The sequence below is a fragment of the Streptomyces sp. NPDC127084 genome (assembly GCF_042724175.1).
Taxonomy (GTDB): Bacteria; Actinomycetota; Actinomycetes; order Streptomycetales; family Streptomycetaceae; genus Streptomyces.
The window spans coordinates 1-12,101 of the sequence record NZ_JBHXFA010000001.1; the positions used below are offsets into that span (position 1 = coordinate 1).

Annotated in this window: 8 protein-coding genes; 4 read left to right on the forward strand and 4 right to left on the reverse strand. The window is 70.6% G+C overall.

The features are described 5' to 3' along the window. Nucleotides 1-27: 27 nt before the first annotated feature. Together ACFWI9_RS00005 and ACFWI9_RS00010 are read right to left on the reverse strand one after the other, a co-directional pair. The gene (locus ACFWI9_RS00005; protein ID WP_387157732.1) at nt 28-2,622 is read right to left on the reverse strand and encodes an ABC transporter permease; all 2,595 of its coding nucleotides are present in this window, start codon (nt 2,620-2,622) and stop codon (nt 28-30) included. Then, complete coding sequence (locus ACFWI9_RS00010) at nt 2,619-3,407, reverse strand: ABC transporter ATP-binding protein (protein WP_387157733.1); 789 nt, start codon at nt 3,405-3,407, stop codon at nt 2,619-2,621. The genes ACFWI9_RS00005 and ACFWI9_RS00010 overlap by 4 nt, the downstream gene beginning before the upstream one ends. 429 nt (nt 3,408-3,836) lie before the next feature. Between ACFWI9_RS00010 and ACFWI9_RS00015 the strand changes: the two genes are divergently transcribed. The 3 genes from ACFWI9_RS00015 (at nt 3,837) to ACFWI9_RS00025 (ending at nt 7,823) form a co-directional block, all read left to right on the forward strand. Continuing rightward, the gene (locus tag ACFWI9_RS00015) at nt 3,837-5,492 is read left to right on the forward strand and encodes an MFS transporter (protein ID WP_387157734.1); all 1,656 of its coding nucleotides are present in this window, start codon (nt 3,837-3,839) and stop codon (nt 5,490-5,492) included. Between the two features lie 241 nt (nt 5,493-5,733). Continuing rightward, nucleotides 5,734-6,222, forward strand: coding sequence for a DUF485 domain-containing protein (locus ACFWI9_RS00020; protein WP_387157735.1), 489 nt, complete (start codon nt 5,734-5,736; stop codon nt 6,220-6,222). Next, on the forward strand, nt 6,219-7,823 hold the full coding sequence (locus tag ACFWI9_RS00025; RefSeq protein ID WP_387157736.1) for a cation acetate symporter: 1,605 nt from the start codon (nt 6,219-6,221) through the stop codon (nt 7,821-7,823). Before ACFWI9_RS00020 ends, ACFWI9_RS00025 begins: the two co-directional genes overlap by 4 nt. A gap of 109 nt (nt 7,824-7,932) precedes the next feature. Here ACFWI9_RS00025 and ACFWI9_RS00030 read toward each other — a convergent pair whose 3' ends face one another. Both ACFWI9_RS00030 and ACFWI9_RS00035 read right to left on the reverse strand, forming a co-directional pair. After that, complete coding sequence (locus ACFWI9_RS00030; RefSeq protein ID WP_387157738.1) at nt 7,933-10,302, reverse strand: SUKH-4 family immunity protein; 2,370 nt, start codon at nt 10,300-10,302, stop codon at nt 7,933-7,935. Nucleotides 10,303-10,309: 7 nt separating this feature from the next. Further along, on the reverse strand, nt 10,310-11,323 hold the full coding sequence (locus tag ACFWI9_RS00035) for an SMI1/KNR4 family protein (protein ID WP_387157982.1): 1,014 nt from the start codon (nt 11,321-11,323) through the stop codon (nt 10,310-10,312). Between the two features lie 277 nt (nt 11,324-11,600). Between ACFWI9_RS00035 and ACFWI9_RS00040 the strand changes: the two genes are divergently transcribed. Continuing rightward, nucleotides 11,601-12,101: a YwqJ-related putative deaminase gene (locus ACFWI9_RS00040; protein ID WP_387157739.1), complete on the forward strand. Its 501-nt coding sequence runs from the start codon at nt 11,601-11,603 to the stop codon at nt 12,099-12,101.

The following is a 12,101-nucleotide window of genomic DNA, read 5'->3' on the forward strand; positions in this document are numbered from 1 at the left end:
CCCTTGTCCATCCCTCGTGCCGCCGGGCTACTCGGTGGCGATGGCGTTCAGCACGTTCATCCGGCCTGCCCGGAAGGCCGGGACCAGCGCGGCGAACAGACCCACGAACGCGGAGCCCACGAACACCCCCGCGATCGTCGGCCAGGGGATCTCCAGCACGCCAAGCCCCTCCAAGGCCAGCAGCCTCTGGGCCGCCGTGCCCCAGCCCATGCCCAGACCGAGTCCGAGCAGCGCGCCGAACAGGGCGATGACCACCGACTCCAGGCGGATCATGCGACGGAGCTGGCGGCGCGAGAGGCCGATGGCCCGCATCAGACCGATCTCACGGGTCCGCTCCACCACCGACAGAGCCAGGGTGTTCACCACGCCCAGCACCGCGACGATGATCGCGAGCGCGAGAAGGCCGTAGACGATGTTCAGGAGCTGGCCGACCTGGTCCTGCAGATCCTGCTTGTAGTCGGTCTGGTCCTTCACCTTGATGGTCGGGTACGCGGCGACCGACTTCTTGAGCGCGGCGTACGCCTCTTTCTCCTTGCCCTCCTGCGCGGTGGCGAACATCAGGAAGTTCTGCGGCATCCGGTCGGCGGGCAGATAGCGGGCCACCGTCGTGATGTTGACGTACATCGCGCCCTTGTCGACGTTGGTGTCGTCCGAGGTGATCGCCGCGACCTTCAGCCTCGCCGGCTTGCCGCCCGTGAAGCTCACCGTCAGCGTGTCACCGGTCTTGACGCCGTGCTCCTTGGCGTACCCCTCCGACACCGACATGGCGTCCTTGCCGTAGGCCGCCGCCAGGTCGCCCGCGATCGTCTCGCGGCGCAGGTCCTGGGGGTAGGTCGGGTCCGCGGCGACCAGCGTCTGCTTCTGCGGCTTGCCCTTGCCGCCGTTGGCGCCGGGGGCGGTCAACTCGGCCTCCACCACCTTGTAGTCGGTGACGCGCTCGATGCCCGGCACCTTCTTCAACGCCTGCTCGACCTGCGGCACCATCGGCTGGAAGTTCTCCGAGTTGATGATGAAGTCCGTGCCGACCGTACGGTCCAGCTCGTCGGTCACCGACGCCACCATCGAGGAGCCGACGACCGACAGGCAGGCGACCAGCGCCAGGCCGATCATCAGAGCGGCACCGGTGGCTCCGGTACGGCGCGGGTTGCGCAGCGCGTTGCGCTCGGCCATCCGCCCCACCGGGCCGAACGCCCGCAGCAGCACCGCGCTGATGACCCGGACCACCCCGCTCGCGAGCAGCGGACCGACCACGATGAAGCCGACCAGACTGAGCACCACGCCCAGGCCCAGCCACATCGAGCCCTCACTCGCCTTCGTCGCCCGTGTCACGGCCCACAGCAGGAGCCCGCCGGCGCCCGTGAGGACCAGTCCGATGACACCCCGCACCAGCCCGGCGCGGCCGTCCGCCGGCATGCCGGCGTCCCGCAGCGCGGCCATCGGGGAGACCTTGCCCGCCCGGCGCGCCGGGATGTAGGCGGCGAGGACCGTGACGACGATCCCCAGGGTCAGCCCGATCACCGGGGTCGTCCACTTGACGGTGAGGTCCTGCGTCGAGAGGTTCATGCCCGTCGCCGACATGAGCTCCATCAGCCCGATGGCGAGCCCGACACCGGCCGCGACACCCGCGATCGAGCCGAACACACCGAGCAGCAGCGCCTCGATCAGCACCGAGCGGTTGACCTGCCTGCGGCTCGATCCGATGGCCCGCATCAGCCCGATCTCCCGGGTGCGCTGGGCGACCAGCATCGAGAAGGTGTTGACGATCAGGAAGATTCCCACGAGGACGGCGATCCCGGCGAAGCCGAGCATCGCGTACTTCATGATGTTCAGGAACTCGCCGACGTCCTCACGGCCCTGGTCGGCCGACTCCGCCTGTGTCCGAAGGGTGTACGGGGCCGTGTCGCCGACGGACGCGGCCACGTTCCGCTTCAGCCGCTCGTGGTCGGTGCCGGGCTTCCCGGTGACCTCGATCTGGGTGTACGCGCCGGTCCTGCCGAGCAGTTGGCGCTGGGCCGTCGCCGTGTCGAAGTAGACGACGGCCGCGCCCGGGTTGGTCACCTTGAACGAGGCGATACCGGAGATACGCGCGGTGAGGTCACCGGTCGCGGCGATGGTGCGCAGCTCGTCGCCGAGCTTCAGGCCGTGCTTGTCGGCGGTGTCCGCGTCGACCATCACCTCGGTGGGGCCGCGCGGCTCGTGCCCCGAGCTGATCTCCATGGAGCGCAGCTCGCCCGGCGTCCAGTTGGCGGCGATGGTGGGGGCGCCGGTGGAGGATCCCATGTTCTTGCTGTCCGCGTCGACGACGGTCACACTCATGGAGATGACCTTGCCCTCGGCGGACCGCACCCCGTCGGCCTTCTCCACCTGCGGCAGCAGGGCGGCGGGCAGGGCCTCCGGCTTCCCCGTCGCCGGGACCTCGTCATTGCTCGCCGCGTTCTTGGGGCTGACGGTGACATCGGCGGCGCTGACCGAGAACAGTTTGTCGAAGGTGGTGTTCATGGTGTCGGAGAACACGAGTGTGCCCGACACGAACGCCACCGACAGCAGGACGGCGATGGCGGACAGCGCCATCCGCCCCTTGTGCGCGAAGAAGTTGCGCAGCGAGGTCTTCAGCACGGTCACGACGTACGCCCCCGGGCGTCGAAGTCCTTCATACGGTCGAGCACCTGGTCGGCCGTGGGGTTGAACATCTCGTCCACGATCCGGCCGTCGGCCAGGTACAGCACACGGTCGGCGTAGGAGGCCGCCACCGGGTCATGGGTGACCATGACGATGGTCTGGCCCAGCTCGTCGACGGACCTGCGCAGGAAGCCCAGTACCTCGGCGCCGGCCCGTGAATCCAGGTTCCCGGTCGGCTCGTCGCCGAAGATGATCTCGGGGCGGGCCGCGAGCGCGCGTGCGACGGCGACCCGCTGCTGCTGACCACCGGAGAGCTGGTTGGGCCGGTGCTTCAGCCGCCCGGCCAGTCCCACCGTCTCCACCACACGGTTCAGCCACGCGGCATCCGGCTTGCGGCCCGCGATGTCCATGGGCAGCGTGATGTTCTCGATGGCGCTGAGCGTCGGCAGCAGGTTGAACGCCTGGAAGATGAAGCCGATCCGGTCCCGGCGCAGTTGGGTGAGCTTCTTGTCCTTCAGCCGGGTGATCTCGGTGTCGTCGACGTGGATCTCGCCCGATGTCACCGTGTCCAGCCCCGCCAGGCAGTGCATCAGGGTGGACTTTCCGGAACCGGACGGGCCCATGATCGCGGTGAACTGCCCGCGCATGATGTCCACATCGACGTGGTCGAGCGCGACGACCCGGGTCTCCCCGGAACCGTACGCCTTGACGACCTGTCGCGCTCGTGCGGCGACGACCGTCCGTCCTCCCGTGCCCCCGTGTGCGGGGACGGTCACAGCCGTTGTCACAGTGTGTCTCCTGTTCCGATCCGATGGTTCCGGTGTCTTGGTGTTCCGGTGCCCCGGTGCCCCGGTGCCCCGGTGCTCCGGTGCTCCGGTGCTCCGCGTCCGGTCAAAGTGTCGTGCTCGGCGGGGTGGCACCGCGCTGGTGCACGGCACCCTCTTCGGCCGGGGGTATTCCCCACCCCCGATGCCCTGGAGCCCCCCGGACCCGCTGATAAGAGCGGCGTAAGCCCGGCGTGAGAACACAGTAGGGAACGGGCCCCGCGCCCCTCCTCCTTCAGCAGGACGAACCGACCCTGGCCTCAAGTCAGGAGCTCCCCCTAGGGGTTCGGGGCCCGAACCGGCCGCGCACCCGCAGAGCCTGCCCCCTCCCGCCACGTGAGGTGCAAGTGGGAAGCTGGTCCGCGGAGATACGTGCATAGGGAAGGGACTTTGATGAGCGGGGGACACACCGGCGCCAGGGACACCGCCCGGAGAACCGGCTCCACGGCACCAGGCACCACCCGCCGCGGCCCCGTCGTCGCCGCGCTGATGCTCGGCATGGCACTCGCCGCGCTCGACGGCACCGTGGTCTCCACCGCCGTCCCGCAGATCGTCGGCGAACTGGGCGGCTTCGCCGTGTTCTCCTGGCTGTTCTCCGGCTATCTGCTCGCGGTCACCGTCACCATCCCCGTCTACGGAAAGCTCTCCGACACCTTCGGCCGCAAGCCCGTACTGATCACCGGCATCGTCGTCTTCCTGGCCGGCTCGCTGCTGTGCGGCGCCGCCTGGAACATGACCTCGCTCATTGCCTTCCGCGTCATCCAGGGCCTCGGCGGCGGAGCACTCCAGGGCACCGTCCAGACCATCGCCGCCGACCTCTACCCGCTGGACGAACGCCCCAGGATCCAGGCGAGGCTGTCCACGGTCTGGGCGGTGTCGGCGGTCGCGGGGCCCGCGATCGGCGGACTGCTCACCGCGTACGCCGACTGGCGCTGGATCTTCCTGATCAACCTGCCGGTCGGGGCGCTCGCCCTGTGGCTGGTCGCCCGCCACCTCAGCGAACCGGCCCGGACCGAAGCCGGGGCTGGAGCTGGAGCTGGAGCTGGAGCTGGAGCTGGAGCTGGAGCTGGAGCTGGAGCTGGAGCCAAGGCTGCCAGGGCGGGCTCCGCAGGCGGGGCCGTACGCAAGCGGGGCAGCCGCCCCCCGGTGGACTGGCCGGGCGCGCTCGCCGTCTTCGTCACCGGAAGCCTGCTGCTGACCGCGCTCGTCCAGGGCGGAGTCGCCTGGCCCTGGCTCTCCGCACCCTCCCTCACTCTGCTCGCGTGCGGCGCCGCCGGAGTCATCGCGACCGTGCTGATCGAACGCCGGGCCGCCGACCCCGTGATCCCCGGCTGGGTGTGGCGGCGCCGCACCATCGCCGCGGTGAACCTGGCCCTGGGCGCGCTCGGGCTGCTGATGGTCGCGCCCACCGTCTTCCTGCCCACCTACGCCCAGTCGGTACTGGGCCTCAGCCCGATAGCGGCCGGATTCGTGCTGTCCGTGATGACCCTGAGCTGGCCGGTCAGCGCCGCCTACGCCAACCGCCTCTACACCCGTATCGGCTTCCGCGACAGCGCGATCATCGGCATCAGCGCGGCCCTGCTGATCCTGCTGGCCTTCCCGCTGCTGCTGCCGTATCCGGGCCACGCCTGGCAACCCGCGCTGGTGATGCTGCTGCTCGGCGCGGCGCTCGGGATCTTCCAGCTGCCGCTGATCGTCGGGGTGCAGTCCACCGTGCCCTGGGCGGAACGCGGCACGGCGACGGGGTCCGTACTGTTCTGCCGCCAGGTGGGGCAGAGCGTCGGGGCAGCCCTGTTCGGCGCGCTCGCCAACTCCGTCCTGGCGTCCCGTATCGGCGGCTCGGGCGACAAGAGCGGTGATCTGGACGCCGTCGCCCGCTCCCTGGCCGACGGCCGGCCCGGCGCGGCGGAGCATCTGCAGCGGGCGGTGGACACCGCGGTGGACTACGTGTTCCTGGGCGCCGCGGGTGCCGCCGCACTCGCGCTGCTCGTCCTGGTACTGCTGGCCCCGCGCAAATTCCCGGTCCTCACAGACGCACACGACACCTGACGGAACACGGGGACGCGCACAGCGCGTACGCATCGTGCACACCGGTCCGTCGCAGGTGAGAGCCGTGTACACAGCCTCCCCATGGCTCACCGCGATGTGACCCGAACGTTGCCGAACTGACATACCAACCGGTCTGGAAGCCTCTTACGCCAGCTCTTACCTGCAAGTAACGTACGCGCTCACCCCCCGCGTCGCCCGCACCACCCCCGCCCTCGCCAGGGCACCGCAAGGAGCACCTCCGATGTCGTACGAGCGTTACCAGCGTTACTTCGACGACCCCGCCTTCGCCGACCCCGGCGCCCCGCCCACCGCCACACCCGGCGACCCGTTCCCGCACGCGGCGTCCGCGCACCCGCACTCGTACGCGCGCCCGGACTCCTTCCCGTACTCGTACTCGTACTCGTACGAGCAGTCGGCCCCCACGCACCAGCAGGAACAGCCCGGACTGACCGGACTGCGTGCCAGCTACCGCCGACTGCGCCGGGTCGCCACCTTCACCGCCCTCGGCTACTTCGTCTTCTTCCTGTTCCTCTCCGGATACGCCCCCGGGCTGATGAGCGGCGAAGTCAGCGGCGGACTCACCACCGGCCTGCTGCTCGGCTTCCTCCAGCTCCCCGTCACCCTCGTCGCGATCGCCGCATACGAACGGATCGCCCGGCACCGCGTCGACCCGCTCGCCGCCGCCATCAGGGACAGGGCCGCGCAGGCCGCGGGAGGTGCGCGCGCATGACCGGCTTCGGCTCAGACGCCCAGACCATGTCGTTCGTCGCGTTCGTCGCCGTCGTCACCGTCACCCTGCTGCTGTGCGTGATGACCGGACCCGACCGGGACGACCTCGGCGAGTTCTACACCGGCTACCGCTCCCTCAGCCCCATGCAGAGCGGACTCGCCATCGCCGGCGACTACATCTCCGCGTCCACCGTCCTCGCCACCATCGGCGTCATCGCCCTCACCGGCTACGACGGGCTGACCCTCGCCCTCAGCACCGTGCTCTCCCTGGTGCTGATGATGTTCCTGCTCGCCGAACCACTGCGGAACGCGGGCCGCTTCACCATGGGCGACGTCTTCACCCGCCGCGCTCCCGGACCCGCCGTACGGATCACCGCCAGCGCCGTAACCCTCGCCGCGCTGCTCCCGCTGGTGGTCTTCCAGCTCGCGGGCGCCGGAGACCTGCTCGCCTTCGTCCTCGGCTTCCACTCGGACGGCTTCAAGACCGGGTCCATCGTCTGCCTCGGCATCCTGATGATCGCCTACGCGGCGATCGGCGGGATGAAGGGCACCGCGTTCATCCAGATCGTCAAGACCGTCGTCCTGCTCGGCGCCGCCACCGCGATCTCCGTACTCGTCCTCGACCGCTTCGACTTCAGCCTGCCCACACTGCTCGACGCGGCCGCCAAGGGCAGCGGCGCGGGGGACGCCTACCTCGCCTCCGGGCTCCAGTTCGACGGCGGACTCGACATGATCAGCGCACAGCTGACCGTCGTACTCGGTGCGGCGGTACTGCCGCACATCACCATGCGCATGTTCACCGCCCGCAGCGCCACCGCCGTACGCCGCTCCATGTCGTGGGCCGTGTCCACCGTCGTCGTCACCTGCCTGCTGATCGCCGTGATCGGCTTCGGTGCCGCCGCGATCGTGGGCCACAAGGTCCTGGTCATCGCCGATCCCCAGGGCAAGAGCTCGTTCCTGCTGGTCACCCAGGCGCTGCTGGGCCAGAACCCCAGCACCGGCGAATCACTCCTGTTCACCGCGGTGGCTACCGCGATCTTCCTCACCCTGCTCGCGTCGGTCGCCGGAATCACCCTGGCCTGCGCCAACAGCCTGGCGCACGACCTCATCGCCCACGGGCTGCGCCGCAAGCGGCTCAGCCACACCGCCGAAATGAGCATCGCCCGCACCGCGGCGGCGATCGTCGGCCTCGGCGCCATCGCCGTCGCCGCGTCCGTCCAGCACTGGAACCTCTCGGCGCTGGTCACGCTGTCGTTCTGCGTCGGCGCGTCCGCCGTCGCCCCGGCACTCGTCTACACCCTGTTCTGGCGCCGGTACACCCGCAAGGGCCTGCTCTGCACACTCCTGGTGGGCGCGCTCGCCGCGATCATCCTGATGACCGGCAGCAACATGGTCTCCGGCTCCCCCCAGGCGGTCTTCCCCGGCGAGGACTTCAACTGGTTCCCGTTCACCACGACCGGCCTGGTCTCGGTGCCGCTCGGCTTCCTCGCCGGCTGGCTCGGCACGATCCTCTCCCCGGAGGACGCCGAAGCCCAGCGGGAGGACTACGAGGCGGTGGAGCCGACCATCCTGGCGGGTGCGGCGGCACCGACACCGCAGTGACGTAGGAACGGACGCACAGCAACCACGGCAGACGACGCAGGGCGTCCGATCCGCGCGACGCGGCTCGGACGCCCTCTCGTTCATCCAGCTCAAGCAGCCATGCGGCGGGTCAGATCAGCCCGTCCCACATCTGCTCGAGCAGCACCGACCACCAGCTCTCCGGCGACGACAGCGCCGCCGGATCCAGCGCCGCGAGCTGCGCCTGGAAGTCGACCGTCCAGCGGCCCGCCTGCTCCGGATCGAGCCCGAACCGCAACCGCCACATCCGGCCCAGCATCGCCAGACAGCGAGTGAACTCCGGCAGCCCGCTGTTCACGAACTGCGGAGCCACCGGCTGACCGCCAGGACCCGCCTCCACCGGAACCGCGACGATATGCGCCGTGCCGTACTGGACGCAGATCGCCTTGCCGAAGTCGGTACCCACCACCAGATACGAAGCCGCGTCCGACGCCGGCTGCACCTGGCGCTGCTGGGCCAGCTCCGCCAGCGTCGGCACAACCGGCTGAGCGGGCTGCGCCCAGAAGAACGGCCCGAAGTCCGCTGGCAGCCCCGCCCACACCAGAGTCCGCGCCACCAGATCCGGCACGCCCTGACGGGACACCGCCCGCTGGTCGAAACGGCAGATGCCCTGCGGACCGAACGCCCCTACCAGCTCCTGCGCGATCCCCTCCGGCGGCAGCGGAGGCGCCGGCTGCACCTGGGGCAGCGGCGCACGCACCGGCACCGGGCGCGCCGGACCGTCCGCGACCTGGTGCAGTTCGCCCTGGTGGGTGAGCAGCTGCCGCATCCCGCCCTGCCTGCTCGCATGGTCCCTGCCGTACGAGGCGATGCTGGTGATCCGCGCCTGCGGCCAGGTCTCCCGGATCATCCGGGCGCAGTAGCCACCGGGCAGCTCACAGGACTCCAGCTCGGTGTGCAGTTCGAGCACCTGGTCGTTGGGCACGTTCATGGCGCGCAGCTCGTGGTAGATCTGCCACTCCGGGTGCGGGGTGCCCGGCGCGGAGCGGCGGATCAACCGCTGCTCCGAACCGTCGGGCGCGCGGTAGCGCAGCACGGCCTGGTAGCCGGGGCCGACGGTCGGCAGACCGGTCGGGGGCTGCTGCGGATACCCGTACGCGGCCTGGGACGAAGGCTGCGGCTGGGTCGGAGGCTGCGGAAACGGTGCCGGAGCCGGGGGCGGCGGACCCTGCATCGGGTTCGGGTTCGCCAGTACGGTCGCCTCGTGGTGGACACCTCCGGCCGGGGGACCGGGAACAGGCGGCGCACCCGGAGGACCCGGCGGACCCGGAGGCTGGGGAGCAGCAGCACCGCCGTGCGCCGGATTCGGACTCGGGTTCGCCAGCATCGTCGCCGCGTGGTGTACACCGGGCGGAGTACCGGGGACGCCCGGAGCACCCGGCGGGCCGGGCGGCCCCGGAGGCTGGGCCGGCTGCGGACCGTCCGGCACCTGCCGCGGCACCATCTGCGTCGGCACGTACCCGACGTCGGAAGCGCCGGGCGGCGGCGTCGGGGCAGCGACCGGCCGCGCACCGGGAACACCCGGAGGAGCCGGCGGCGGAGGCGTCATCGCGCCGCCGCCACGCGAGGTACGCGTACCACGCGGCGGGAGCACGGCCTTGCTGGTGGCGGCATCGGCGATATCGCCGCCGACCCGGGCAGCAGGTGCCGCGGACGCGGGCGGCTGGTCCACGGGCTGACCCTGCTGCCCCGGCTGATCCCGCGCGACCCTGGCGTCCTGCCGCCCCGGCACGTCGAACGCCGGGGTGACCGCGGTCGGCGGCAGGGCGCTGCCACCGGACATCAACGCGGTCGGCAGGTCCGCGCCCACCGAGGGCGGCGGCACGTCATCGGCGTCGGAACCCGACAGCGGCGGCGCGAACACCGTCTCGGGCAGCGGCACCGAGCCATCCGTACCATCGGCCGCCTCACCGGGACGGGAGCTCGTATCCGTCCCCGCCCAAGGAGTCGGGTCAGCAGTCGACGCGGACACGGCGGGTATGGCGGGTATGGCGGAAACGGGATCCGGGGCGGGCGGCACCCGGTCCGACACGGCCGACTCGCCGGACTCCTCCGGCGGCGCGCCGCCGTCCGCACGCTGCTCCGTGATGCCCAGCCTGTCCGCCGCCTCCTGAATCCATTCGGGCGGACTCAGCAGGAACGACGTCTGGTTCTGATCGATACGCTCAGCCGGCGCCGCGGCCGGAGTCTCCTCACCCCGCGGAGCGCCGTACTCCTCCTCGTAACGCCGGATCACCTCACCCACCGGCAGCGCGGGCCACAGAGTGGCCTCCCCACTGTCCCGGGCGATCACCAGCCGCTGCCGGCCGGCATCCGACGCCGGGCCCCCGGCACGGTCCTCCGCCCACACCACGAAGCCCAGCTCGAACTCCCTGACCCGCACCTCCCGGTGCAGCTGCGCGGGCACGTCACCGTTGACCCACTCCTCAGCGCGCTCCTGCGCCTGCGCGAAAGTCACCATCCGGCCGTCACCCCTCCACCGCGACCGGGACCGCGCGCGCGAAGCCGCCGTCCACCATCAGGTTCGCCACCGACTCCAACTCCGGCGGACTACCCGCCAGACGCGACAAGAACGCGTCGAAATCCTCACCACACGGCAGCAGCAGCCGCTCCACCCGCTCGTTCACCGACAAGCCGTCCTGATCACGGGCATCGTCATACGCACAGAACCAGACCGAACCCGACGCGCTACCGCGGACCTTCACCGCCAGCAGACCGCCCTGCACGAACGCGACACCCAGGTAGTCCTTCGTCAGATGGTCCCGCAGGCACTTGTTCGCATACACCAGGTCATTGACCGCGGCCTCGTCACGCACCGTGAAGAACGGCTGGTCGATCAGCAGCCCAAGCCCCACGTCCAGCCCGACACCCACCGGAGCACAGCCGCCCGCCGCCTTCAGAAAGGACCGGTACGCCCCAGGAAGGCGATACCCCAAGTCCTCCTCTACACCCGCCAACTGCTGCTCGGTCACCGAAACCGAACCCTTCGGCAGCCCGAAATGGACCGGCCTGAGCTCCTGCAGCGGGCGCGTACCCCGCTTGTCATGGTCCACCGCAGCCGTCGCGACACCACCGTGATGCCGCAGCAGCGCCTTCACCTCGACCGGCACCAGCTCAAGCCGGCGCCCGCCGACCACGTGATGCCACGTCCAGCCATGCGGCGTCGCCACCGGCGGAATCGTGTCCCACAACTCATGCCCAGCGGCGGCGAGCGCGGCATTCGCCGACACATAGTCCGTAAGCCGCAGTTCATCGACACCGAAACCCTCAGGCGGATCGGCGACCTCCGCGGCAGCCCGCGCGAACGGCGAGAAATCCGGATAACCACGCTCATCCACCCGCACCCCCGCGGGGTAACGGGCGGCCCTCACCGGATCCGGGAAGTGCACGACCTGCCCGGCGTAGGCAGCGTTCGGCGGCTCGGCGTGTCCACCGGCCCGGGGACCGGAAGTGACCCCCAGTCCTTGCCGACCTGTCGTCATGGCGGTTGCCCCCTGCTGAATCTGGCTGACTGACCACAGCCTATGCGGTGATACGACAGGTGCCACCGCCCCCGCCCCCGGCCACCCCCAGGCCCGCCACCACTCCGTAACACCTCGCCACCGGCACGTGACCCACAGCCGGGCGACCGCGACACGCCCGCACGATTCCACCACCCCGCTTCCACACGGCCCGTCCCATTTGGCAGGCTGTCCCTTCAACTCGGGGGCGTGCACAGCGACGGCCGGCGTCGCGGCACGGGAGGGACGAAGACGCACCATGCACACGGCGCCAACAGGAACGACGACCGGGGACCCAAGGCTCAACTGGAGCCACTCACACGACTCCGGGCACATCCCGATCCCGCGCTTCAGACGCGACGGCATACTCCCCACCGTCGCGGCAGCCCTCTCCGTCCGTGGCGAAACCCTCACCTGCACCGCGGGCAGAGCCGACCAGCCACCCGCCCTCCACCCCCTCGTACAGGACTTCCTCGACACCCTCACCAGCGGCCAGCGCGAACGCTTCACCGGACGCTGCCCCGAAGCGATCCTGCTCTCCCGCCACCTCACCGCCGCCGAAACCACGCGCTCCAAACGCGCCCAGCGCAAACCCCTCACCCACGGCGAAGCCCGGCGCTCTCTCAAGCAAGCCAAAATCACCGCACGCCGCATACGCGAAGACGGCGACCCCCTCCACGGCAGCTACGCGGCCCCCTGCCGCTCCTGCGCCGCGATGCTCGCCCACTTCGGCGTACGGACCATCGATCCGGCCCAGTAG